A 25,490-nucleotide genomic window follows, 5' to 3' on the forward strand; every position below is an offset into this window, starting at 1 on the left:
GCCGACGATTCGCCAGAAGGACAGCCGAAACGTCAGTCAGTCGGAGAGTCAGACCCCCGAGCGGTGCCACCACCAATCCTCACTGTCAGTCGGCGTGATCGCCGTAGGGGTCCAGGTCGCGGTCGCCGCCGACGGTGACGGCGCGCGCGACCGCCGTCCGGGCAAGCCGCGGCGTATCCTCGTCGGTCCACCTGCGGAACATCTTCGCCACATCCAACGGCAGCGCGGCCGGGGTCCACTCCTCGGGGATCGGCCACATTCCCAGGACGGCGTCGCGGGCCGCGCGGTACGCGTCGGTCTCCACCGCGTCCGGTTCCTCCGGCGCCGACCACGGGCGGCGGGCGCCCACCAGCACGAGCACGTCGGCGGAGTACCAGCCGGCCGGGGCGTTGTCCGCGCCGGATGTCGGACCGGTGGGCAGCACGAACGCGTACGCGTACCGGGTACACCTCCCCGGTCTCCGCCCGCCGCAGCCGCACGGCGCTGTTGGCTACCAGCGCCGCGAGGACTTCTTCCGAGGTGGTCACCTCGCCGGGCGGCGGGGTGTGGGTGGGCGTACACGGAAGGCTGGTGGAGAGCAGGTAGCCCACCGGCGATCCGCGGCATTCACTCACCTCGTCCGGCGCGGTCGGCGTCTGGACAGGGGCGCGCTGGGGGGCTGCACGACCGACTCGGCGGCACCATCCACGAATACCGACATGCCGCGTAAGGTGCACGGATCGAATTTTCGGCACCCACAGCTTTGAGGTGCGGTGTTTCCGGCCGTTGGGTGCTGGATGTTTGGCTGTTCTTGGCGAGAGCTGTTGCTCGGGCCTGCTATTTGATGCACGCGCGGGGGCGTCGCCTGCCCCAGAGCAACTGCCCTGCCCGTGAGGGGCAAGCCCGGCCCTCGGGCCGACGCTGGCGTCGCGCCGTACGGGGTCCGACGGGGAGGCTGCGAGGCCGAGGGGTGACGAAGTCCCTCAAAGCTCCGGCGTCTGTGTCGTTTCCGGCTCGGAAATCCTCCGTAAAGGGTGACCGTGTCGTTCGGCCCTGACGGGCCGCCTCACCCTCGCGGAGGCCATGGTGCGTGACAACGCCGACATCAGTGAACTCCCCTCCCCCGCTGCCGACTCCCCCGGTTCCCAGGCCGACGCCGTGCTGCTGCTGACGCCCGCGCAGGCTGCGGCGCGGTTGCAGGTGCGTGAGTCGTGGCTGCGGGCCAAAGTGTCGGCGCGGGTCATCCCCTGCACCTTCGTGGGGCGGCATCTGCGGTTCTCCGAGCAGGACCTGGCCGACATCGTCGCCGCCGGCCGGACCGAGCCGCGGCACGGGCGGCGAGCGCAGCGGGCCCGGTAGGCGGGCAGCCGCTCCACCCCGTCCTACAGCCTTTCCCCGTGCTGCCGTGCGGACTTGATGGTGCGGGTGGAGTGGAGCGTCCATCGATGGCGACCGGTCCTGGGCCGCGGCGGCATTGCCGTGGTTGCGGGGCGACCCCGAATCCCTGGGAGGGATCTTTCGCATGGCCTGGTCCGAGAAACACGGCGCCACCTGGCGAGTGCGCTATTTGAAGGACGACGGCACGCTGGGTTCGGAGAACGGGTACCCCAGCAAGCCGGTCGCGGACGACCGCGCCGATGAGATCAACGCCGAGCAGCGCCAGGGCACCTTCACCGACCCCGCGCTCGGGCACACCCCGGTCCGGGACTGGGTCGAGACGTGGCGCGAGACCCTGGACGTCGGCGAGGAGACCCGCAGCATGTACGAGAGCATGCTGCGCAACCACCTGCTGCCCCGCTGGGGCGAGACCGAACTCGCCGCGATCACCCGCTCCGCCGTGCGGATCTGGAGGAACAGCCTGGGCGCGACGTACTCGCCCACGACGGTCAGCCACATCACCAAGCTGCTGTCGATGATCCTCGCCGACGCGGTCGACGAAGGACTCATCACCACCAACCCCGCCAGCAGCAGGCGGCGCGGGCGACGGGCGCGGGTCAAGAGGCCCGCGCCGGTGTGGGCGGAGCCGCGTGAGGTGCTCGCGGTGGCGGAGCGGGTGCGGGAGTTGGCCGGGTCGAACGCGTACGTCATGGTGCTCACCGCCGCGTTCACCGGGATGCGGTGGGGCGAGACCACCGGGCTGCGCTGGCCGTTTGTCGACCTCGCCCGTGGTGTGATCACGCTGGACGGTGAGGCCGGGTCGCTGCACGAGATCAACGGACGGTGCTACCTCGGCCCGCCGAAGACCGCGGAGTCGGCGCGGGAGATCGCCATTCCGCCGTTCCTGGTCGCGCTGCTGGACGCCGAACGCCAGCACACCGGCAACGGGTTGACCGCCACCAGCCCGGACGGGACAGAACACACCGTGGACGGCGTGGTGTTCACCAGCCCCGACGGGGGCTGGTGGCGCCGGTCGACGTTCTCCCGGCGGTACTGGCGTCCCGCCGTCAACGGCGACCCGCGCCGCGGCTGGGGGCCGGTCAAGCCGGGGCTGACGTTCCACGGGCTGCGGCACTCGCACAACACCTGGATGATCGACGACGGCATCGTGGACGTCGCCCGCGCGCGGCGGCTCGGACACCACGTCCCCGACAAGCTGCAGGACGTGTACGGGCACGTGTCCGACCGCCTGGTGCGGCGGATCGTGAAGAACATGGAGAAGCGCTGGCACCGCACCTGGGAACAAGCCCACCCCGACACCCCCTCGATCCGGACCACCACGTCGGCCGAGGCGAAGAAGACGAGTAAGGACGGCAAGGCAAAGGGCAAGAAGAAGGACAAGGCCGCCCGGAAGAAGGAACACCGGGCGGAGGCCGGCAGCCGCCGCGCGCTTGGCCCGGCGTCAAGGGGTCATCTCCGTTCGACCGGGTCCGACGCGGCTTGACACGGTAGTGGGAGGAATGCCCCTCCCAAAACGCCGTCAGGGGCATGATCGCAAATCGCGATCATGCCCCTGACCTGCACAAACACCGTCGGGACGACAGGATTTGAACCTGCGACCCCTTGACCCCCAGTCAAGTGCGCTACCAAGCTGCGCCACGTCCCGGTGCTCGGCTGGCCGAGCACGGAAACCATACCGCACTTTGGGGGTGGGTTCGCCACTGGATAGGCGGGGGTGGCACGGGTCGGTTGGCGCCGGCTTTTGGTTGGTGCGTAGCGCCCCAGTCGGTGGGGTGGTGCGAAGTGGGAGCCCCCGGGGCGGTGGTCGCGGTGGTCGCGTTGCGGACTGTTCGCGGCGGGAAATCGTACGTGCTGGGGTGGTTGGTGAGCCGGGCGGCCGATGGGGGCGGATGCGGGGACCTCTAGCCGATCCGCGCCTGGGCGGGGTCGCGGTCGGGTTCCGGCTGTGGGCGGACACCGCACTGACCTGGCCGAGGGACGCGGCGGTGTCGCGGGGTGAGCGCGCGGGGGGTGTCGGCGGGGTCGGGGGCGTCGGCTAACCGCAGGGTCGGGACGCGAGTTCGCTTGTGTGGGTGGGTTGTTGGGGGCGCCTGGAAGGCCTGGGGCGTAGGTCGACGTCTTTGGTGGCCCGGTTGTGCTGTCGGAGCAGATCCTTACCGACACGCGCAGTGCGGTGGGCGCTGCGCAGGTGGCCGCCAAGCGGTCCGCCGTCGCTGCCCCGAACGCCCCGCGCGGTGCGGGCGACAAGGCGACCCTGGACGTCGCCGACCTGCCGTTGCGGCAGCCGCTCGACAAGTAGTGCTCAGCCGGGGTCGGTCGGCCCGTTGCGGCGGGTCGGCCAGGTGAGCGCACATGGTGAGGACGCCTGGTGAGCACGCCCGGTGAGCACGGCAGGTTACCGCGCCAGGTAGCCAGGCCAGGTGCCCTGGCCAGGCGCAGGAGGCGGACGACGGCTCGGTCCCGGCACGTGGCTCATGTGCCGGGACCGAGTCGTGTCCGGCCCGTCAGTCGACCTCGGCGGGGGCCTCCGCGAACTGGGATTCGTAGAGGCGGGCATAGGCGCCGCGCGCCGACAGGAGGGTGTCGTGGTTGCCCTGCTCGACGATGCGGCCGGACTCCATGACGAGGATCGTGTCCGCGTCGCGGATGGTGGACAGGCGGTGGGCGATGACGAATGCGGTACGGCCGTGCCGGAGGTGGGCCATGGCGCGCTGGATGAGGACTTCGGTGCGGGTGTCGACCGAGCTCGTGGCCTCGTCCAGGACAAGGATGGTGGGCTGCGAGAGGAAGGCGCGGGCGATGGTGATCAGCTGCTTCTCACCCGCGCTGATGCCCGTGCCCTCGTCGTCGACGACGGTGTCGTAGCCCTCGGGGAGGGTGCGGATGAAGCGGTCTGCGTGGGCGGCCTTGGCGGCGTCGCAGATCTGCTCGCGGGTGGCGCCCGAGGTGCCGTACGCGATGTTGTCCGCGATGGTGCCGCCGAACAGCCAGGTGTCCTGGAGGACCATGCCCACCGACGAACGCAGTTCGTCGCGGGACATGGTGGCGGTGTCCACCCCGTCGAGGGTGATGCGGCCCGCGGTGACCTCGTAGAAGCGCATCAGGAGGTTGACCAGGGTGGTCTTGCCGGCGCCGGTCGGGCCGACGATCGCGACGGTCTGCCCGGGGGCGACGGCCAGCGACAGGTCGGTGATGAGGGGTTTGGCGGGGCTGTACGAGAAGGAGACCTTCTCGAAGGCCACCCGGCCGCGCAGTTCGGCGGGGCGGGCGGGCTCGGCGGGGTCGGGGGTCTGCTCGGGCGCGTCGAGGAGTTCGAAGACGCGCTCGGCGGAGGCCACGCCGGACTGGATGAGGTTGGCCATGCTGGCGGCCTGTGTGAGCGGCTGGCTGAACTGGCGGCTGTACTGGACGAAGGCCTGCACGTCGCCGATCGAGAGCGCGCCGGATGAGACGCGGAGGCCGCCGATGACGGCGACCAGGACGTAGTTGAGGTTGCCGATGAACATCATCGCGGGCTGCATGAGCCCGGAGACGAACTGGGCGCGGTACGAGGCGTTGTAGAGCTTCTCGTTCTCCGCCCGGAAGATCTCCGCCGACTCGTCCTGCCGACCGAAGACCTTGACCAGCGCGTGACCGGTGTACATCTCCTCGATGTGCGCGTTCAGCTTGCCGGTGGTCTTCCACTGCTGGATGAACTGCGGCTGGGCCTTCTTGCCGATGCGGGCGGCCACGATGATCGAGACCGGCACGGTGACCAGCGCGACGAGCGCGAGCAGCCAGGAGATCCAGAACATCATCCCGAGCACACCGGCGATGGTGAGCAGCGAGAAGAGCAGCTGGCTCATGGTCTGCTGCAGTGTCTGGCCCAGGTTGTCGATGTCGTTGGTGACCCGGCTCAGCACCTCGCCGCGCGGCTGGCGGTCGAAGTACGCGAGCGGCAGCCGCGCCAACTTCTCCTCCACCTGGGTACGCAGCCGCTTGATCGCGCGCTGCAGCACCCGGTTCGCGATACGCGACTGGATGATGCTGAACACGCCCGACCCCAGCGAGACCAGGGCCGCCCAGCCGAGGATGACCCCGACCGCGCCGAAGTCGACGCCGTTCGGTCCGAACGCGCCGGTGAAGATCTTGTCGGTCGCCTCGCCCAGGATCTTCGGGCTGACCACGGAGAGCCCGACGGCGAGCACGGCGAGGACGACGACGGCGTACGCCCAGCGCTTCTCCGGCTCCAGCAGCTTCAGCAGCCGCAGCCCGGACGCCTTGAAGTTGAGCGACTTCTCGGCCGGCTGCCCGCCCATGAAGCGGCCGGGGCCGGCCATGGGCTGCGGGCCCCGACGCGGCGCGCCGTCCGCGTCCGTGGCCCCGCCGTTCTGCGCCGCGATATCCGCGGTGTCCGGGGTGTCCGCGGTATCCGTGGTGTCCGCGGTATCCGTGGTGTCCGGGGACTCCACGGCTTTCGCGGTGTCCACCGTCTCTGCGGCTTCCGGCGTGGCCCCCGCGGCCTCCGCCTCCGCCGCCGCGCTTCCGGGGGCGGGCGCCGCGCCGTTGTGTTCCGACGTCGTCACGCCGCCTCCTCCTCGGTGAGCTGCGACAGCACGATCTCGCGGTACGTCGCGTTCGACGCCATCAGTTCGGTGTGCGTCCCGTCCCCCACGACCTCGCCCTCGTCGAGCACGATGATCCGGTCCGCGTCGCGGATGGTGTTGACCCGCTGCGCCACGATGATCACGGTGGCGTGCGCGATCTCCCGGCCGAGCGCCGCGCGCAGCCGTGCGTCCGTCGCGTAGTCGAGCGCCGAGAAGGAGTCGTCGAAGAGGTAGACCTCGGGCTTGCGTACGAGGGCCCGCGCGATCGCGAGACGCTGCCGCTGGCCGCCCGACACGTTGGTGCCGCCCTGCGAGATCGGCGCGTCCAGCCTCTCGGGCATCTCCTCGACGAAGGACCGCGCCTGCGCCACGTCGAGCGCGTGCCACAGGTCGTCGTCGGTCGCGTCGGGGTTGCCGTAGCGCAGGTTGCCGGCGATCGTGCCGGAGAAGAGGTACGGCTTCTGCGGCACCAGCGCCACGATCCGCGCCAGCAGCACGGGGTCGAGGGTACGCACGTCCACGCCGTCGACGAGGACCGCGCCCTCGGTGGCGTCCATAAGCCGCGGCAGCAGGCTGAGCAGCGTCGTCTTGCCGCTGCCCGTCGAGCCGATGACCGCGGTGGTCTCCCCCGGCCGCGCCGAGAACCCGATGCCGCGCAGCACCGCCGCCTCCGCGCCCGGGTAGCGGAACCCGACGTCGCGGAGTTCGACGTACCCGTGCCGTTCGACGGAGCGCACCGGCGCCACCGGCGGGACCACGGTGGTGTCGGTCTCGAGGACTTCCTGGATGCGCTCGGCGCACACCTCGGCGCGCGGCACCATCATGAACATGAAGGTGGCCATCATCACCGACATGAGGATCTGCATCAGGTAGCTGAGGAACGCGGTGAGCGCGCCGATCTGCATGTCGCCGCTGTCGATCCGGTGTGCGCCGAACCACATCACGGCCACGGACGACAGGTTCACCACGGTCATGACCAGCGGGAACATGAGGGCCATGATGCGGCCGACGCGCCAGGACACGTCGGTCAGTTCCTCGTTGGCCGCCTCGAACCGCCGCCGCTCGTGGTCGTCCTTGACGAACGCGCGGATCACCCGCAGGCCGGTGATCTGCTCGCGCAGGACGCGGTTGACGGTGTCGAGGTCGCCCTGCATCTTGCGGAACAGCGGGCGCAGCCGGCTCACGATGACGCCGACGATGATGCCGAGGGCCGGCACGATGGCGACCAGCAGCAGCGACATCGGCACGTCCTGGTTGAGCGCCAGGATGATGCCGCCCACGCACATGATGGGCGCGGAGACCATGAGCGTGAACGTCATGAGGACCAGCATCTGGACCTGCTGGATGTCGTTCGTCGTACGCGTGATCAGGGACGCCGCACCGAACTGCCCCACCTCGCGCGCCGAGAAGGACTGCACGCGGTCGAACACGGCGGCTCGTACGTCGCGGCCGAGGGCCATCGCGGTCCGCGCGCCGAAGTACACCGCGCCGATCGAGCAGATGATCTGCAGCACCGATACGCCGAGCATGACGCCGCCGGTCCGCCAGATGTAGCCGTTGTCCCCGGGGACCACACCTTTGTCGATGATGTCGGCGTTGAGGGTCGGCAGATACAGGGTCGCCGAGGTCTGGATGAGCTGGAGCAGGACCAGCAGTCCTATGGCCCCGGTGTAGGGCTTCAGATGGGCCCTGACGAGTTTGATCAGCACGCGGTCTCTCTCACACACAGCGGATCTCGGCGGTCACCCGGCCTGGACGGTCCAGGCTATCCGCGGCCCCGCGGGGAAAAGCGGCACGCTGACGCGCGCCCTCACGCGGGCGGCTTACATGTAATCACCATGCAGCCGACGAAGTCCCGTCGTTTTCCGCCCGGGCGGGAAACCCGACCGACCTTTTGCCAAACCGCGGCCGTGCCATCTCCAGCCGTGTCGGCTCAGCCCGTGCCGCCGCCGGAGTGCCGCCTCCAGCCTGCCGCCTGCCGCCTGCCGACATGCCGCCTCGGCCGCTCCCCGCACCGATCGGCGCGGCACCCCGGATCTAGAAGGTGACCACCGCCCGCGCGAGCCGCCCGGCCCGTACCTCGTCGATCGCGCCGTTGATGCCGTCGAGCGGCACGGTGGCGCTGATCAGCCGCGCGAGGTCGAGCCGTCCGGACGCCGCCAGGTCGATCAACCGCGGCAGGTCGCGGGCCGGGAGCCCGCCGCCGCCCGCGCAGCCCTTGAGGGTGCGGTTGAAGAAGAGCTGCTGCGGCATGAGGCTGATCGGCTCGTTGGGCGGGCTGCCGACCATCACCGTCGTACCGCCGTCCCGAGTGGCCGCGAAGGCCTTGGCCAGTACGCCCGGCACCCCGGTCGCGTCGAAGGCGTAGTCGACGCCGCCGTCCACGATCTTGCCCACCTGGTCGGGAAGGTCCTCGCCGGACAGCAGCGTGTCGGTCGCGCCGAAGGCCTCCGCCAGGGGGAGTTTGTCCGGGTTTACGTCGGCGACCACGATACGCGCCGCCCCCGCCAGCACAGCGCCCTGGAGCACGTTGAGGCCCACCCCGCCCGCGCCCACCACCAGCACGCTCGACCCGGGCTGCACCTGCGCGGTGTTGAGCACCGCGCCGACACCCGTGATCACCCCGCAGGCCAGCAGGCACGCCTGCGCCAGCGGCAGCGCGTCCGGCACCCGGATCAGCACCTCCTCGTTGACCACCGCGTACTCCGCGAACGACCCGATGCCGATAAACGGGTACGCGTCCTGCCCGTCCACCCGCAGCCGTGTCGTCCCGTCCCGCATCTGCCCGAGCCGGCTGAGCCGGATCGGGCTGCGGCAGCCGCCGTACGCCCCGCGCCGGCACGGCTCGCACCGCCCGCAGTTGCCGGTCATCGCGATGATCACCCGGTCGCCCGGCGACGCCATCGTGACCCCGGCGCCCACCCGTTCCACGACCCCCGCGCTCTCGTGCCCGAGGATCGCCGGCAGCCGCCGCGCCACCGGGCTCTTGCCGTCGATGGCCTTGAGGTCCGAGCCGCAGATGCCGGACGCGGCGACCCGTACCAGCACCTCGCCAGGCCCCGGCTCGTCGATCTCGACGTCGTCGCGGACGGCGAGCGGCGCGTGGAACTCGGTCAGGACGGCGGCGCGCATGCGCAACTCCTCGCGTGTGACGGGTGGTTCGGGTGGTTCGGTCCGAACAGCTTCATGCCCGCGGCTCGCGCAGGCGCTGCGCCGCGGCAATCGCCACCGCGGCCTGGTCCAGGTCGCGGAACGCCGGTACGCCCGACCGCGCGCACGCGGCGAGCACCTCCTCGGCGTCCAAACTCGGCGCGCAGTCCAGGTTCCGCGGCACCAGGCTCAGGCGTACGCCGTGCCGGGCCAGGCCGGCCAGGCTCTCGACGAGGGCGAGCAGCGGCGCGACTCCGGTGTCCGCGTACCCGTAGTAGGACTGCACGTTCACGTGCAAGAGCACGTCGGCGAACTCCGTGGCCGCGAGCACCGGGTCGAGGACGCGGGCGAACGAGTCGGGTCCGGTCGCCGGGCCGAGCGGGATCTCGACCGGGTTGACCAGCGACGTCCCGGCGCCGTAGCCGCGCTCGCGCAAGGCGGCCACGATGTCGGCGGGGAGCGGGTGTACGGCAAGCCCCGCCCGGTCGCAGGCGTCGGTCGCGAGGACGGACGCACCGCCGCCAGGGCCGATGACCAGCACGCCCGTGCGCGATCGTGAGCCCGGGCCGGGGCCGGGTTCCGATCCCGGCCCCGAACACGATTTCGATCCCGAACCCAATTGCGAGCCCGAGCCCGAACCCGCTTCCCAACCCGCTTCCGAGCCCGGATCCGAGCGCGAATCCGAGCGCCGCTCCGACGCCGACCATGCCTCCGCCCGCGGATACCGCTGCAGCATCGCGAGCACCGCAAGGAAGTCCTCCAGCGTGTGCACCACGCTGAGCCCCGAAGCGGCGCTCAGCGCCTGCCACATGCGCTCCTCACCGGCGAGTGCGCCGGTGTGCGAGGCAACGGCCCGTGCGCCCTGCCGACTGAGGCCGCCCGCCAGGACGACGACCGGCTTACGGTGCGCGCCCGCACGCAGGACGGCGCGCGCCAACCGCTCACCGCCCCCGGTGCCCTCGAGGTACATGCCGATCACCTCGGTCGCCGGGTCGTCGACGAAGTGTTCGACCAGTTCGGCGGCACCGACGTCGATCGCGTTGCCGATCGTCACCAGGCCCGAGAACCGCAGGCCGCGGCGCGTGCCCGCGGCGACGATGTCGCCGGCCAAGCCTCCGCTCTGCGACACGACGCCCACGCCGCCGGGCTCCGCCGATACTCCGAGCTGGAACGTCTGGCGGCCGGAGGGGGCGTACACGCCAAGGCAGTTGGGGCCGAGGAGGCGTACGCCCGCGCGCCGCGCGGCCACCAGCAGCTCGTCCTCCAGGTCGGCGGCGCCCGACTCCCGGAAGCCGCCGCTTACGACGTGCACGAACCGTGCGTGCCCGGCCGCGGCCGCCACCAATGCGGGGGTCGCGGCCGCCGGAACGGCGACGAGAAGGTAGTCGGCGCCACCGGGGATGTCCGCGACCGAGGCGACGGCCGGGACACCGTCGATCGACTCGGCCGAGGGGTGCACGGCGTACAGCCCGTCGGTCCAGCCGAACGCGCGATACGCGGCGAGGAAGCGGTTGCCGAACGTGGTCTTGCCGGTGGACGCGCCCGCGACCGCGACCGTGCGCGGCGCGAACAACCGCGCGAAGTCGGTACGGCCCGGCGCGTCGGAGTCGGGCCGCAGGAAGCCGTCACCGGATTCGAGATGTTCACCGGCTTCACCGGATTTGCAAGCTTCACCTGATTTGCCTGGTTTGCCGTGTTTGCCGGAATCATCGAGTCCAGCGAACACGTCGCGAGCGCCAACCTCTTCCGACCGACGCCGCAGGATCAGCCGGGCGTCGACCGCGACGGCCCCCTCGGCCGTCGCGATCACCGGGTTGCACTCGAACTCGTCGGGCTCGAAGCCCGGGTACGCCGCGGCGACCGCGACCGGCAGCCCGTCCAACGCGTCGACCAGAAACGCCAGCGCGTCCAGGTCCACCGGCTCGGCGCCCCGGGCCGCGCGCAGCGCGTCGAGTCCCGGCATGGCGGCGATCATCTCCGCACCGAGCGATTCGCCCGGGAACCATCCGGCGGGCACCGCGCCCGACCGGGCGAGCCGCACCACCGCCTGGTCCAGCGTCTCCGCCAGCGTTCCCCCCAGCCCGAGCAGCATGGCGTCTCCAAAGGGGCCTCGCACCCGGCCGACGATCACCTCGACGCCGGCGGCCTGCTGATCCTCGACCAGCCAGCCGTCCGGCACCACACCGTGCCCGGCCAGCCGCACCGCCATCGTGCGTGCTTCCGCCGCGACCGACGCGGCGTCGAGGCCCAGGCGCACCGCGCCCACGTCGGTCTTGTGCACCAGCCCCGGCCCGTAGGCCTTGAGGACCAGCGTGGCGCCCAACTGCTCCGCGGCCTTCGCGACCGCGTCGGGGCCGTCGGCGTACGGAATCGCCGTCCCGCGCGGCACCCGTACGCCCAGCTCCGCGAGCAACCGCTTGACCTCGTGCTCGGGGACCAGGAGGCGCGAGTCCTCCGCGCCCGCGCCTCTCAGAGCATTCCCCGGCCCACGCCCGCCGACTCCGACGCCGACTCCTGCTCCGGCTCTCCCTGCAGCTCCGCTCACGCCCCTGCCACCCGCCGGTACGCCGCCCGGGCCGCCAGCGCCATGGCCTGAGCCTCCGTCAGGACCGGTTCCAGCAACGCCGCGTCGACCTTCGCCGCCAACTCGCCGCCGCCCGCCTTGGTCAGCATCTCCGGCAGGCGCGTACGCAGCCGCTCGAACGCCCACTCCAGCATGTCGCCGCCCGCCGTCACGTCGAACGGCACGACGTTGTTGACCACTTCGCCGTCCGGTCCGGTCCGGTGGTTGTAGTGGTAGTGCGGCTCGCCGTCGAACAGGTCGAAGCGCAGGTACTCGTGGCCGTCCTCCGCGTCGAAGACGTGCACGGACACGCCTTCGTCGGAGAAGCCCCCGGCCGGCGACTTCTCCGCCAACTCGGCCAGTTGGTCGGCGTTGCCCGCGTACGCGGCTCGCAAATCGTCCGGCCGGACGTCGCGGTACTCGACGCCGATGCGCACCGCACCCGCGTCGAGCACGCGCGTGTTCTCGGCGATCGGCGGCTGCGGCGGAATGCCGTACACCGCACCGACGGTCGGGCCGGTCTCGAACGCAGCGCTCACGATGTGCCTCCCGGCGTATCCGGTGTCTCCGGCGTGTCCCGCGTGTCCCATGTCTCCGGCGTTTCCTGTGTCTCCGGCGTGCCCCGTGTCTCCGGCGTGCCCGTCGCGAGAGGCCCCGACCTGCCGAGCCGGGTGAACACTTCGAGCGCCGTGCCGCCCAGCAGCCGTACCCGCGTCTCCGCGCGCAGGTCGAGTTCCGCGATCTGGGCAAGTGCCTTGCCGTGCGCGACCGTCGGGAAGTTGGTGCCGAACATGACCTTGCGCCGCCCGGGCCCGGCGAGGAACTGGTGCACCGACGCGTGCCAGTGGCGCGGCGGGTACGCACCCGTCCCCAGGTACACGTTGGGGAACTTCATGGCCATCGACACCGCCTCGTCGACCCACGGCCAGCCGGTGTGCGACAGCACGAACCGCACGCCGGGGAAGTACAGCGCGGGCCGGTCGATCCCGATGGGGTGGCCGCACTCGCTCGCCATCAGCCCGCCGGAGGTGCCGGCCTGCATCGCCACGGGGATGTCCAGGTCGGCGCACATCGCGTACCAGGGGTAGTAGTCGGCGTGGTCGAAGCGCCGGTCCCAACTGTGCGCGTGCAGGTACAGCCCGGCCACCGTCGGGTCGTCGGCGATCCGCGCCCGCGCGTCGGCGACCCCGGCCATGCCGCGCGTCGGGTCGACCACCAACAGCGCGGCGAAGCGCCCGGGGTGACGCTTGGTCAGCTCCGCGTACTCGGTCCAGCGCATCGCGTAGTGGTCGTAGTCGCGCGGGTCCACCGCCGCGTGTGCGGACAGGTCCCCGGTCGGCAGCAGGACGGTCCCGACCCCGTGCGCGTCCATCCGGGCGACCATCGTGTCCGCGTCGCAGAACGCCTCGTCGGGGCCGCGCCGTACGCGCACGTTGATGCCCGTCGACGCGATCGCGTCGTCCCACAGCGCCTGACGGTCGGGGAAGAAGGCGTTGCACAGGTAGTCGACGACCACGGGCCTCGGGTCGACTGCGCGCTGTGCGCCTGCGGGTTGTGCGCCGGTCGCGGGCTGTGTGCCGCTCGCGGGTTGGGCGTCGGTCGCGGGCTGGGCGTCGGTCGCGGGCTGCCGGTCAGCGCTCATCACGGAACCTCTTGAGCTTGGGCGAGACATCGACCCCGGTCCACCCGTCCAGTGCGCCGGGAGCCGCGATCTCGGCGCGGATGCGGACGCCGAAGCGCTCGCGCAGGGCGTGTTCGACGCTACCGGCAAGATCCGCGTACCCTGCCGGGTCCCCCTCGGCCACCACGTGCACGACCATCTCGTCCCGGTTGCCCTCGCGTACCGCGCGCACGAAGTAGTCGGGGGCCACGCCCGGCACGGCCGTGGCGACCTCGCCGACCACCTCAGGCCACAGGTTGACGCCGCGCAGCTTCACCATGTTGTCGCCGCGTCCCGCGAAGGGGCCGATCTTGCGCAACCACGATCCGCACGCGCACTGGTGACGTGGCATCAGGTACGACAGGTCCATGATGTTGTAGCGGAACTGCGCGCTGCCGGTCTTGTACAGCTCGGTGACCACCAGCGCGCCCGTGTCGCCGTCCGGCAGCCGCTCCCCCGTCTCCGGGTCGACGACGTGCACGACGAATGCGTCCTCGAACACGTGCAGTCCGTCCCGTGCCTCGCATTCGACGGCTACCGTCTGCACCTCGTGGAAGCCGTACGTCGCGAAGCACGGTAGCCCGAACGTCTCTTCCAGCAGCGCCGTGTCGCCGATGTTGGGAATCGCCTTGAGCGCAAGGTCCTTCCGCGGGTCGAGCCCCATCTCCCGCACGACCTCGGCGAGCCGCAGCACGTAGTCCCCGGTCGTCAGGATGGCCGTCGCGCCGTATTCCAGGGCGAGTTCAACCTGCTTGCGGCTCGACGTCACATTGCCGGTCGATGCGGTGATGACCACGCAGTTGAGCCACTGGTACGCGGCCTCGTCGAACGAGAAGGCCCCGTTGTGGGTGCCGTACGACCACGAGTTCACCACCACGTCGCCGGGGCGCACGCCCTGCATGTAGAGCTGGCGGGCCTCCAGGATGCCGCCGACGGCGCGGTCCCATGCGGTGTAGAAGGTCGGCCGGGACGCCCCTGTGGTCCCGCCCGACATGTAAAGCCGCATGGGCTCGCGCGCCGCGTCGCCGGGTACGACGCCCTGGTAGTCGCCGTACGGCGGCGCCGCCTCGATGCTGCGCCGGATGTCGTCGACGGTGTACGCCGGCGCCCGCCACAGGTCGTCCAGCGTCCGCAGGTCGCCCGGCGCGAACCCGGCGGCGTCCCAGCGCCTGCGGTGGAACGGGATCCGGTAGGCCTGGTCCGCGCGGTGCCGCAGCCGGGCGAGCTGCACGCGCTCGATCTCCTCGGCGGAAGCGAGGTACGCGCCTTCGAAGTACTCGGGCGGCGGCGGGTACCGCCGCGCCGCCTCCTCGAAGTCGACCGCCTGGTGCGGCCGCCGGATCCCCTGAGACACCGTCAGACTCCGTACACTCGGGCCGCGTTCCCGGACAGGATGCGCTCGGCGTCGGTCTCGTCGAGGCCGCGGGTCAGTTCGTCGGCGATCTTGCGGGTGTTGGGCCACAGGCACACGCTGTGCGGGTAGTCCGTGGAGAACATCGCGGCCGCCGCCAGGTACGGGTACCGGCCCGACTTCACCAGGTCGAAGCCGACGCGGTCGTCGAGCACCGTGACGAACACCTGCTCCCCCAGGACCTTGCTGGGCGGGTTGTTCACCTGCAAGGTGCCCATCGAGTGCTGGTTCTCGAACTGCTCGTCCATGGTCTGCGCCCAGAACGGCAGCCAGCCGAAGTTCACTTCGCCCACGACCATCCGCAGTCCCGGGTGCCGTTCGAAGACCCCCGCCAGCGTCATGTACGTGAGTTGCCGCGTCGACGAGAAGAAGCGGTGCACCGTCCCGGCCGCACTGAAGTTGTTGTTCGCGACGTTGTCCCAGTCCGTCTCCTGCGGCTTGCCGCCGAAGGTGCGGTGGTACGTCAGCGGCAGCCCGTTGCGCTCGGCCGCGGTCCACAACTCCTCGTAGTAGGGGTCGTGGTAGGGCCGTACCGGATTCCCGGGCAGGAACGCGGCCTTGGCGCCGGCCGCGAGCACGCGCTCCAGTTCGGCGGTCGCCGCCCGCATGCCGTCGTCCACCGGCAGCATCGGCAGGCCGACGATGCGGGACGGATCGGCGGCCTGGAACTCGTCGAGGATCCAGTCGTTGTACGCCAGCATGCAGGCCTGCGCAAGGGCGCGGTCCGCCGCCTGGTAGGTGAAGATCGCGTTGGCCGGGTAGACCACCGAGACGTCCACACCGTCCAGCTCCATGTCTGCGACGTGTGCGGCGCCGTCGTAGTTGCCGGGCAGGATGTCCTCGAACCGCAGCCCGGAGGCGACGTGTTCGGCCTTGGCGCGGCCCGCCATGGCCTCGACGCCGTAGGTCCGCTTGGGCGGCTTCCCGTCGAAGCTCCAGCCGTCGCCGCCGTCCTCACCGCGCATCAGGCGCGGGGTGCGGTCGCGGAATTCGGCCGGCACGCGGTCGAAGACGTGTGGAGGCTCGTTGACGTGGCAGTCGGCGGAGATGATGCGTGCCTTGGTCGGCGCGGCGATCGGTGCCGCGGTCTGCGCGGCGGTCGGCACCGTGGTCTGAGCCGTGGTCTGCGCGGTGTTGCGCGGGGTCGTCGACTGGGCCATCAGTGGTCACTCGCCTCGGTGAACGCGGTGGGCAGGTAGCTGTCCGGGAACCGGTAGAACTCGACGGGGTTGTCCCAGAGGATCTTGCGCTTGCTGTCGTCCGAGAGGATCTCGGGCCCCTGGCCCAGGAACTCGGTCGTCGTGTGCGGGAACTTGGAGTCCGGGTGCGGGAAGTCGCTCTCGAAGAGGATCCGGTCGTCGCCCATCCACCGCACGACGTCCGCGACGAACGGGTCCTCGCACTCGGTCGAGATCCACCCGTTGCGCCGGAAGTAATCGGTGGCGCTCATGGTCAGCTCCGGGAACTCCCGTTCGCCGGCCATCTCCAGCTGCTCGTCGATGCGGTGCAGCCAGCTCGGCAGCCATCCGCACCCGGCTTCCAGGTACGCGACGCGCAGCCGCGGGAAGCGCTCGAACACGCCGTGCGCGATCATCGACGTGATGACGCCCATGGTCTCGAAGGGGTGCACGACGGTGTGCCATTCGGTGAACGTCTTGTAGCGGTCGTGCCCGAACGACTGGCCCCTTAGACCCATGAACTCGTGGGTGCCGAAGGCGACTCCGAGGTCCTGGAGCAGCTCCCACAGGGGGTCGTAGTAGCGGTCACCGAGCGTACGCCCGTCGAACAGGTTCGGCCGCGCCCAGAAACAGCGCGTCCCCAAGTGCTCGTGCGCGTAGGCGACTTCCTCGACCGCGCGGCCGATGTCGACGAGCGGCACCGGCCCGGAGACGTGCACGCGGTTGCCGGAGGACTCCCGCATCTCCTCACCCCAGCGGTTGTACGCGCGGGCCATCGCCGCCTGGAGTTCGGGGTCGACGCCGTCGAACCACATGTCGTATTCGGGGCCGTAGACGACGGCGACGTCGATGCCGTCGCGGGCGAGGGCGGCCGCGACCCGGTCGCCCGTGAAGCCGTTGGCCAGCAGGTCGTCGCCGTAGATCCGGCGCATGTCCTCCGTCGTCCAGTTGATCGCTTCCTGGAAGCGGCCGTAGACGATCGTGTCGTGCTGCGTCCAGCGCCCGTCGACGGTCACCGGGTTGTACGAGTCGAACTCCGGGAACGGCTGCCGCCGTCCGAACCGTTGGCCGTGCTTCTTGTCGAGGAACCGCGTCCACAGGTCCCGCGGATAGATCACGTGGGCGTCCGCGTCGAAGACCTTGTATCCGTTGCGCATCGCGAGACCTGCCTTGTGGTGGGGGTGTGGCCTGGGGCTGGGGCCGGGAGGGTGCGGCCTGGGCCGGTGGGGTGTGCCGCGAGGTACGCCCGCATCCTGCCCAGCGCCCGCAAATTAATCAAGCGGTTGACTGAATAATGCTCCAGCGCAGGAGTGCCGCGGGAGGCTCCCCCAGCAGGTCGGAGAACCCCACGCGGACCGGCGCGCCGATCTCCAGCGCGGGGTCGTCGGGTGGTCCGTCGTAGGCTCCCGGCAGGACCAAGTCGGCCTGCTCGTCCATGCGTACGCTGAGCACGACGTACGGCGCGGGCACGCCGGGCAGGAAGCTGTGGTGGTTGACGATCCAGCTGGTGATCACGCCGCGCCCGGAGGCCGGGAACCAGCCCCAGCCGAACGAGCCGCAGCCGTTGCACATCGCGCGCGCCGGCCACCGCCACGTCGCGCACTGGCCGCAGCGCTGGAACACCAGCTCGTGCCGGGCCAAGGCGGCCCACCACGCCGCCGAGTCCCGGTCGACCGCCGGGTGTTGTGGTCCGGAGGACTCTGTCACGCGGACTCCTCTCGCCGCAGAATGAGCGCCGAGCTGGTACCACCCACGTAGCCTGGCTGACCGGTCGTCAGGGCCACGGTCGCGCCCGGGACTTGCCGGTCGCCGGCCTCGCCGCGCAGCTGACTGGCGGCCTCCGCGACGTGGTTGAGCCCGTGCACGTACCCCTCGGACAGGTGTCCGCCGTGGGTGTTGACCGGCAGGCGCCCCTTGAGGCCGGCGTGGCCGTCGGCGTAGAAGCCGCCGGTCTCGCCGCTCGGGACGAGGCCGTAGTCCTCCAGCTGAAGGGGCACCAGGAACGTGAACGCGTCGTACAGCTCGGCGATGTCGATGTCGTCGGGGCCGATCCCGGCCGCCGCGTAGAGCCGCGGCGCCAGGTCGGCCGCCGCGCTGACGGTCGGGTCGGCCCGGCCGTTGGAGAAGAGCGTGTGTCCGCCGCCGGTCGCGGCGCCCGCGATCAGCACCGGCGGCTTCGCGAGCGCACGGGCCCGCTCCGCGCTCGTGACCACGACCGCCACCGCGGCGTCCGTCTCCAGGCAGCAGTCGTTGAGCCGCAGCGGCTCGGCAATGAAGCGGGCCGCCAGGTAGTCGTCCATCGTGAGCGAGCGGCGCATCATCGCGCGCGGGCTCAGTAGGGCGTGCTCGCGCTGGGTGACCGCGACCCGCCCGAGGTCCTCGGACGTCGCACCGCGCGCGTGCATCCAGGCGCGGGCGAGCATCGCGTACTGCTGCGGCGGCGTGGCGTACCCGTAGGGCAACTGGTACTGGAACTCCAGCGCGTCGGGGGCCGGGCGGCCGGTACCGCCCATGCGGAACTCCGAGCGCGCGTTCACCGCGCGCCAGCAGACCACCGTCTCGGCCATGCCGGACGCGACGGCCATCGCGGCGTGCGCGACGACCTGGTGCGACGTACCGCCGCCACCGAACATGTCGAGGTGGTAGCGCAGATCCTCGACCCCGAGCGCCTGGGCGACCAGCACCGCCTGCACGGAGTCCCCCACGCGGTGGCAGGCGACCCCGTCGACGTCGGAGAGGCGGAGCCCTGCGTCGTCCAGGGCCGCGGTGACCGCGCGCAGTGCCAGCGTCAGCGTGCTGACGCCGGAGTTCCTGGAGTACTCGGTCCACCCGACCCCGGCTATCGCCGTACGGTCGCGCAGCCCGCTGCCGTGGCGCGTCATGGTTCGGCAGCCAACCGCAGGCCACCGCCACAATCAAGTCAAACGACTGGGTGAATTATGCGGAGGTGCCGGGGCGCCCCGCGATGCCGCGGGGCGGCACCGCGGGGCAGCGCCGTTCCACCGGCGCCTATTCGCATTCCCAAAGCTCGGAGGAGAACTTGTTGGTCCCGGAGTTCGACGTCGCGATGTAGACGTCGCTGACCCAGCCGTTGGTGCCCTTGAACGTCACCTTGTCCCAGATCGCGCTGGAACCGCCGGTGCCGTCGGCGCGGCGCTCGGTCGAGCCCTTCGTCTGGCAGTGCACGGTGATGTTGCCCTTGTAGCCGTCCGGGATGGCCCCGGCGCGGCCGCCGCTGTCGGAGGTCGGGTCGTTGCGGATCCCGACGTCTACTCCGTTGTTGCGATTGTGGTGCACGTTGAGGGTCTTCTTGGGCGGCGTCATGTCGACGGTGACCTTGGCCGCGGGGCTCTTGCCGGACGGGTTGACGGCGCTGATCGTGAACGCGTACTCGGCACCGTTCTTGAGCTTCTTCACGGTGACGGTCGTGCCGATGACCTCCTCGCTGCCGTCCGGCGCGCTGCCCTCGCCCTTCCAGGTCACCTGGTACTTCGTGGCCCCCGGCGAGGCGGTCCAGGACAGCTTCACCTGGTGGTTGTCGCGGACCTGCTTGACGTTCTTGGGCGTGGTGGGCGTGATGCACGGCCGCACCGCGGGCGACGCGGCCGACGGCACGCGCTTGCTCCCGTACACGGCGACCACCTTGAAGCTGTACTCGTCGTCCTTGTCGCACTTGAGGTTGCGCACCTCGAAACGGTACGGGCCCTTCGCCGGGGCCTCGTCGGGGACCACGGTGGATCCCGCGGGCGCGCCTTCGAGTTCGTAGTGGTCCGGATTCGACCTGGGGGCCTTGGCGAACTCCACGGTGATCTTGTTGGTGCCGGTCTCGGCCTTGGGCTTGCCGGGAGGATTCTGCTCGTCGTCCGGCGGGTCCGTCGGCTTGGCGGACGTGGTGCTCGGTTTCGTCGAGCCGGGCTTGGCCGAGGTCTTGGTCGGCGTCTTGGTCGGCGTCGCGGACGTGGGCGTCTCGCTCGGGTCGTCCGACGGATCGTCGCTCGGGTCGTCGCTGGGGTCGTCCGACGGATCGTCGCTGGGGTCGTCCGAAGGATCGTCGCTCGGGTCGTCGCTCGGGTCGTCCGACGGATCGTCACTGGGATCGTCACTGGGATCGCCGGACGGCTTCTCCGTGTCGGTCGCGCTCGGGCCGTCGCTCGGTTCCGGTGCCTGCGTCGTCGGCGGCGCCGTACTCTCCGGCGGAGCCGTCGTCGGCGGATCCGCCGGCGGCGCGGTGACCGTCACGGTGACCGTCGGCGCCGGGGGGTCGGAGGGTTCGCCCGTGTCGGAGGGGGGCGACGCGCTCGGTTCCGGATCCGACGGCGGGTCTCCGGACGGGTCCGACGGCGGGTCCGACGGCGGGTCCGACGGCGGATCGGGATCGGGATCGACCGTGTCGGTGTCCACCGGTCCGGGAGTCGTGGTGTCCGTTCCCTCGGAGGGCGGGCCGCTGGGTGACGGCGTGATGCTCGGGGTCACCGTCGGAGAAGGTGTCGGGACCTGGGTCTTGTCCTTGTCGATGAGATGGCACACTCCCTCCTCGTCGATGACCGCCGCGGTGTAGTTCTCCTGGTCGTTGACCCAGACGCGGTCCCCCTTCGAATGCAGGTTGAGTTCCCCGGGCGCGCCCGTGACCCGGATCTGCTCTTCGAACTTCGCGGTCGACGTGTCGTAGACGACAAGTTCGCCGGTGGCGTGGTCGGGGATGTAGACGCGGGAGTTGTGCGCCTGGGGTTCGCCGTACTTGGCGGTCTTGGCGATGTCCAAGTCGACCGCCTGCACCACGCCGCTCTCCACGTGGGCGATGACCATTGCCCCCGTGTCCGTGGCGAGTATCGGAACAAGGGCTCCCACCTGCGAAGCGGGTACGAGCACCTTGGCGGGGTCGGCACGGGTGAGGCCGCTCGGCAGCCTCAGCGTCATGCCCTCGCCGTCGGCGGAGAGCACGACGAGCGTGCCGGCCCGGCTGTCCACCACCGCGACGCGGCCGGCCGCGACGGTCAGCTTCAGCACCGATCCCGGCTCGCCGACCTTGACGCGTTCACCCGGGGCGTTGTCGACGATCGGCACCGCCTCGCCGTTCTGCGGAAGCAGCACCCACAACACGCCGTCCTCGTCCGCCCGGGCCGCACCAAGGGGACGGGTCCCGAGGTCGATCGGGGGGGCCTCATTGGCGAGAGTAAGCGGATCGACCGGCTGCACCGAGCCCTTCACCTGGTCGACCACCCACACATCGTCACCCGCGGAAGCGAGGTACTGCCCCGCCCCGCCCTCGACCGTCGTGGTGCGTGCCACCGTCAACTGCGCCGGGTCGACTCGGGTGAGCACACCCGTGCTCTGGTCCAGGACGAGGACGTTGTCGCCCTCCTGCACCACCTGCAAGGGCCCCTTGGTGGGGGCGCCCAGGGGGATCCGGCCGTCCACCTGACCGGTGGTTCCGTTGACGTGCACGATCGTGTTGCGCTTCGACGTCGCCAGCCAGGCATCCGCCTCGGCGGTACGGGAGTTCGAGTCGGCCGAACCGACGCCCACCACCACGGCGGTGGAGACCAGCGCCAGCACCACGATCGCGGACGACCATCCGACGGCCCGTGCGGGCGCGTCCCCCGGCCCGCGGGCCGGTCTCGACCGCCGAAGCCGGGAGGCCAGGAATTCGATCGGGCTCTTCGTCATGTCCTGCCCCCGGCATTTCGCGATCCACACGGCGCGGCTGTTCGGGAGGCTAGGAAACAACCGGCGGGTCGTCAATATACATACTGCGACGCGCATTTCGGATATCCAGGCGACGTCGCGCCGGGCGGACGCATGACCGTGCATGGCGATACCGCACGGCGGAATTCGGCGTGCGAATATCACCCTCCCGCGCCACCGGAGCCGTGGGTACAGTCCGGTGCTGCCAACTGTCGACCGTGCCGCATCGATCCCCGCCTGGACCGGCCTACCTGGCGGGATTAACTCCCGTATCCCATATGTCACGGGATCGCCCAACCAGGTTCCGACTTGGAGAGCGCGATATGCACAATGCAGCGAGCAGTGACCTGAAAGCCGTGACCGCCGGCCCCGACCACCTCCCCAGGGGACGCCCGGGAATCCGGTTCCGATTTTCTCCGCCCGACGCCCCTGAACCGCGGTTCGACAATGCGCGCGCACGCCGCCCCCAGAATTCCGGTTGGCATTCACCTAATCCGATGAGCAACCGCGTGTACTCCGGCACCACGATTTCCGGACTGCAGCAGGGGCTCGCCGACCACGTCGCCCCCTACCGGCTCCGCACGCTCTCCGCCGATCCGTTCCGCGGCGAGCTGGTCGTCACCCGGTCCGGCGACGTGTCCGTGGCGGTCATGGCGCTCGGTGTGCCGGTGCAGGCCGAGGTCGGCGCGATGCCGGACAACGCGTACCACATCACCTTCTCGGACGGCGGCGGGCTGGCCGTGCGCGTCGACGGCGGCCCGGCCGAGATCGGTCCGTACGTGCTCTGCCCCGGACAGCAAGTGCGGGCACGTTGGCCCGCCGGCCGCCGGATCGTGGTGGTCCGGTTGGCGCGCCGCCTGGTCGAACGGGCCTGGCGCGACCAAGGCGGACGCACGATGTCCGCACCCCTGCGCTTCGCCGTGCCGCTGAGCCCCGTCGCGAAGCGCTCGCACGTATGGGAGTCGCTGGCCTCGGCGTTCGTCGCGGCGCGCGACTCGGGTGTGCTGTCGGCCTCGGCGTCGACGAACGCGCGTTTCGGCCTGCTGCTGGCGCAAACCCTCCTCAACCTCCAGCAGTACGACCGGCCGCGACTCGCGCCCGACTCCCTGGCGGGTTCGGCCCCGGAGCGCGCGGGAACCGGGACGGACAACGACGTCCCCCCGGTTCCCGCGCCCGTCCGACGGGCGATGGAGTTCTGCCGGGCGCACGCCCGTGAGCCACTGGTCGTCGCCGACATCGCCGACATCGCGGGCGTCAGCGTCCGGCGGCTCCAGGCAGCCTTCCGCACGCACGTCGGCATGAGCCCGATCGAGTACGTGCGCCAACTGCGGCTCGACGGCGTTCACCAGGACCTCAAGAGGATCGCGGAGGGCACGACAAAGGAGACCGTCACCGACGCGGCGTTGCGGTGGGGGTTCACCCATCTCGGGCGCTTCAGCGGCACCTATCGCGCCGAGTTCGGGATGCTGCCCTCGCAGACTGCGCGCAGCGAGCCTCCGACGCAGGGGTGAGCGCCCGTATGTCCACGATGTCGTCGTGGGTGCTCCGGCTGGTGACGGGGCCGCGAGCGGTTCGGCGGCGCGTACGGCTCCGGTCGACGACGCGACGCCGACTCGCGGCCGTGGCAACGGCGTTCGCGCTGCTCGCCACGACCGCGTGCACCGGCAGCGTGCTTGCCCGGGTCGCCGCGGTGCAGGAGGCGATCAACGCCGAACAGGACCCGGAGTTCGACGCGAGCCGTCTGCCACCCGGTGCGCAGCCGTACGTGCAATACCTCGTCAAAGCGGGCGCGCGCTGCGAGGGCGTCGGCATCGAGGACGTCGCGGCCGTGATCGACTACTTCTCGGCCTGGGACCCGAAGATCCGGAAGGGCGACAACCTCGGCCTCGGCGGCTTCACCCAGAAGGGCTGGGACGCCGGCCAGGGACGTGACGGCGACGGCAACGGCAAGCTGGAGATTCTCAACGGCGCCGACTCCGTGCTCGCGACGGGCTACCGCATGTGCGACATCGACGCACGCGTGCGCAGCCTCATGGCCGAGGACGGCGACCCCGTCCCCAAGAACCTGACGGACGCGGAGGTCCTGAACCTCGTCGTCGTCGGCTACTTCATGGGTCCGGACATCTGGGACAAGGCCAAGAAGGGCGATGCCGGCGCGATGAAGTTCGACGCGAAGGGCATGCCGACCGGCAAGGACGGGTCGAAGGCCGAGACCCACCTCTCCGAGTTCGCCACCCGAAAGTCCGGGATCAAGAACCCCGGCGGCGACAAGGGCGCCGGCCCCGGGCAACTGCCCGCCGGGCCGGTGCGCGCGAAAATCGTCGAGATCGCCAAGTCCCAGGTCGGCCAGGTCGAGGAGGACGACAAGAACCCTCCGACGACGTCGCGCGAGAACTGCGTCCCCAGGTACACGACCAGGCCGGGCTGGTGCGCCTACTGGTGCGCCATGTTCGCGAGCTGGGTGTGGACACAAGCGGGCGTGAAGTTCCGTACCGCCGGAGTGATCGAGTTCCACAACCGGTGGGGCGCGACCCACAAGGGCTCGATCATCAAGAAGCAGGACCTGAACCGGGTGAAACCCGGGGATGCGGTCCTCTTCACGAGACCGGGCGACTACTGGGGGCATGTCGGGCTCGTGATCACCGTGGCGGCCGACGCCAAGTCGTTCACCTACATTTCGGGCAACGACAGCGACGCGGTGCGCTGGACCCGGAACTACCCTGCCACGGCCTCGGACATCATCGAGTACGTGAGCCCCATGGTCAGTTGACCTGCCCCGCCGACGCCCTTCACGGCCCCGCGTCACCCGACACCACGCGCGAAAGGACCGCCGACCGCATGACCGATGAACCCGACCTGTCGGACATCCCCGCATGGCCGGTGGTGTCCATCGAACTACGCTCCACCGGGCACGTGCGCGTCGACGGAGAGAACGTGGAGGTCCCCCCGGGCACGGATCCGCGTACGGCGGCCGTCTTGGCGGTGTCCGGAACCGCCGCCCTTATCGGCCGCCCGGTGCGCGCGGAGGCGCACGAAGCAGACGGCACGGTATGGCCGTTGATCATCACTGCCGAGGGCCGGGCGGTGGCGGCGGGTCCCGCGCGTAGCCCGGGCGCGCCCAAACGCCGTGGACGCAGGGTCGGGATGATCCGGCGCAGTTCTCCACCCGCCCCCGCGGAGCCACGGCCGGGACCGGCGCAACCCCGCCCCGCCGCGGGACCCGGGTTGCGACCCCGGCCACTGCCTGAGCAGGGGCCACTCCTCGTCCACCCCCAGTCCCCGCCTGCGCCGCCGACGCGGCAACCCCGGCCCCGGGTCGAGCCCGAGCAGCAGCCGGCGGCACCGCCGACACCGGCACCGACACCGGCACCGGCACCGCCGACACCGGCGCCGAAGCCGAAGCCGAAGCCGACCGAGGGTCCGCGTCCACCGGAGATCTCCGCGCGCCCGGACCCGCAGGCCCAAGCCGCACTCGCCGAAATATCCGGGGCTTTGCGCGAGGGCCACCCGATCCTCGCGCGACAGGCGGCACGCGAACTCGTCGAACGCCTGGCCGCGGCGCACGGACCGGCCGCCCCGACGACCGTCGCCGCCCAGGAAGTCCTCGCGTACGTCACCTTCGTCGCGGGCTACCACGTCCGCGCCGGCCGTCTCTATGCGGAACTTGCCCTCGCCCACCCGACCGCTCCCGAAGCCGCCCGCCTGCGCCGCGAACTCCTTGCGGACAACGCACACTTCTGCTGGCTGAAGGCAGGGGCGTCACCATCCGCTCGCGAACTCGGGGCGCTGGTGGTCACGGTGCGCGAGGCCACGGGCCCCGCGTCCGCTCTTGAAGCCGCCGTCGGCCGACTGGCCGCACTGTGACCATGCGCCCACCGAT

At 70.9% G+C, this 25,490-nt stretch carries 19 protein-coding genes and 1 tRNA gene; 6 read left to right on the forward strand and 14 right to left on the reverse strand.

The genetic code is table 11. The annotated features are described in order from the left end of the window. Positions 1–85: 85 nt before the first annotated feature. On the reverse strand, positions 86–424 hold the full coding sequence (locus ACWD12_RS31155; RefSeq protein ID WP_450102344.1) for a hypothetical protein: 339 nt from the start codon (positions 422–424) through the stop codon (positions 86–88). 638 nt (positions 425–1,062) lie between these two features. Here ACWD12_RS31155 and ACWD12_RS31160 point away from each other — a divergent pair. Beyond that, positions 1,063–1,338: a helix-turn-helix domain-containing protein gene (locus ACWD12_RS31160; RefSeq protein ID WP_450102345.1), complete on the forward strand. Its 276-nt coding sequence runs from the start codon at positions 1,063–1,065 to the stop codon at positions 1,336–1,338. 163 nt (positions 1,339–1,501) lie between these two features. After that, entirely contained in the window at positions 1,502–2,860 is a 1,359-nt protein-coding gene (locus tag ACWD12_RS31165; protein WP_450102346.1) for a tyrosine-type recombinase/integrase, read from the forward strand. Positions 2,861–2,948: 88 nt separating this feature from the next. Here ACWD12_RS31165 and ACWD12_RS31170 read toward each other — a convergent pair. Further along, positions 2,949–3,022, reverse strand: a tRNA-Pro gene (locus tag ACWD12_RS31170). Between the two features lie 528 nt (positions 3,023–3,550). Here ACWD12_RS31170 and ACWD12_RS31175 point away from each other — a divergent pair. After that, positions 3,551–3,676, forward strand: coding sequence for a hypothetical protein (locus ACWD12_RS31175; RefSeq protein ID WP_450102347.1), 126 nt, complete (start codon positions 3,551–3,553; stop codon positions 3,674–3,676). Between the two features lie 205 nt (positions 3,677–3,881). Here ACWD12_RS31175 and ACWD12_RS31180 read toward each other — a convergent pair whose 3' ends face one another. From ACWD12_RS31180 to ACWD12_RS31235, 12 genes are all read right to left on the reverse strand, one after another. Further along, positions 3,882–5,696, reverse strand: a complete 1,815-nt coding sequence (locus ACWD12_RS31180) for an ABC transporter ATP-binding protein (protein WP_450102467.1) — start codon at positions 5,694–5,696, stop codon at positions 3,882–3,884. Between the two features lie 242 nt (positions 5,697–5,938). Beyond that, positions 5,939–7,672: an ABC transporter ATP-binding protein gene (locus ACWD12_RS31185; protein ID WP_450102348.1), complete on the reverse strand. Its 1,734-nt coding sequence runs from the start codon at positions 7,670–7,672 to the stop codon at positions 5,939–5,941. A gap of 328 nt (positions 7,673–8,000) precedes the next feature. Then, on the reverse strand, positions 8,001–9,095 hold the full coding sequence (locus ACWD12_RS31190; RefSeq protein WP_450102349.1) for an alcohol dehydrogenase catalytic domain-containing protein: 1,095 nt from the start codon (positions 9,093–9,095) through the stop codon (positions 8,001–8,003). Between the two features lie 52 nt (positions 9,096–9,147). After that, positions 9,148–11,658 (reverse strand): acetate--CoA ligase family protein, encoded by a 2,511-nt coding sequence (locus ACWD12_RS31195; RefSeq protein WP_450102350.1) that lies wholly within the window; start codon positions 11,656–11,658, stop codon positions 9,148–9,150. Further along, positions 11,655–12,215, reverse strand: coding sequence for a DUF7700 domain-containing protein (locus ACWD12_RS31200; RefSeq protein ID WP_358348303.1), 561 nt, complete (start codon positions 12,213–12,215; stop codon positions 11,655–11,657). The genes ACWD12_RS31195 and ACWD12_RS31200 overlap by 4 nt, the downstream gene beginning before the upstream one ends. Then, the gene (locus ACWD12_RS31205) at positions 12,212–13,318 is read right to left on the reverse strand and encodes an amidohydrolase family protein (protein WP_450102351.1); all 1,107 of its coding nucleotides are present in this window, start codon (positions 13,316–13,318) and stop codon (positions 12,212–12,214) included. The genes ACWD12_RS31200 and ACWD12_RS31205 overlap by 4 nt, the downstream gene beginning before the upstream one ends. Continuing rightward, positions 13,308–14,690, reverse strand: coding sequence for a phenylacetate--CoA ligase family protein (locus ACWD12_RS31210; protein WP_450102352.1), 1,383 nt, complete (start codon positions 14,688–14,690; stop codon positions 13,308–13,310). Before ACWD12_RS31210 ends, ACWD12_RS31205 begins: the two co-directional genes overlap by 11 nt. A gap of 2 nt (positions 14,691–14,692) precedes the next feature. After that, positions 14,693–15,907: an amidohydrolase family protein gene (locus ACWD12_RS31215; protein ID WP_450102353.1), complete on the reverse strand. Its 1,215-nt coding sequence runs from the start codon at positions 15,905–15,907 to the stop codon at positions 14,693–14,695. After that, positions 15,907–17,082: an amidohydrolase family protein gene (locus ACWD12_RS31220; protein WP_450102354.1), complete on the reverse strand. Its 1,176-nt coding sequence runs from the start codon at positions 17,080–17,082 to the stop codon at positions 15,907–15,909. The genes ACWD12_RS31215 and ACWD12_RS31220 overlap by 1 nt, the downstream gene beginning before the upstream one ends. Before the next feature lie 118 nt (positions 17,083–17,200). Beyond that, positions 17,201–17,632: a Zn-ribbon domain-containing OB-fold protein gene (locus tag ACWD12_RS31225; protein WP_358348314.1), complete on the reverse strand. Its 432-nt coding sequence runs from the start codon at positions 17,630–17,632 to the stop codon at positions 17,201–17,203. Then, positions 17,629–18,807, reverse strand: coding sequence for a thiolase C-terminal domain-containing protein (locus ACWD12_RS31230; protein WP_450102355.1), 1,179 nt, complete (start codon positions 18,805–18,807; stop codon positions 17,629–17,631). Before ACWD12_RS31230 ends, ACWD12_RS31225 begins: the two co-directional genes overlap by 4 nt. A gap of 127 nt (positions 18,808–18,934) precedes the next feature. Beyond that, positions 18,935–21,592, reverse strand: a complete 2,658-nt coding sequence (locus ACWD12_RS31235) for a fibronectin type III domain-containing protein (RefSeq protein ID WP_450102356.1) — start codon at positions 21,590–21,592, stop codon at positions 18,935–18,937. Between the two features lie 515 nt (positions 21,593–22,107). Here ACWD12_RS31235 and ACWD12_RS31240 point away from each other — a divergent pair. The 3 genes from ACWD12_RS31240 to ACWD12_RS31250 all read left to right on the forward strand — a co-directional run bounded on the left by ACWD12_RS31240 (position 22,108) and on the right by ACWD12_RS31250 (position 25,474). Beyond that, complete coding sequence (locus ACWD12_RS31240; protein WP_358348322.1) at positions 22,108–23,121, forward strand: AraC family transcriptional regulator; 1,014 nt, start codon at positions 22,108–22,110, stop codon at positions 23,119–23,121. A 110-nt stretch (positions 23,122–23,231) separates the two neighbouring features. Further along, complete coding sequence (locus ACWD12_RS31245) at positions 23,232–24,380, forward strand: CHAP domain-containing protein (RefSeq protein WP_450102357.1); 1,149 nt, start codon at positions 23,232–23,234, stop codon at positions 24,378–24,380. Between the two features lie 722 nt (positions 24,381–25,102). Next, on the forward strand, positions 25,103–25,474 hold the full coding sequence (locus tag ACWD12_RS31250; protein ID WP_358348328.1) for a hypothetical protein: 372 nt from the start codon (positions 25,103–25,105) through the stop codon (positions 25,472–25,474). Positions 25,475–25,490 lie beyond the last annotated feature (16 nt).

The organism is Streptodolium elevatio (genome assembly GCF_053592165.1).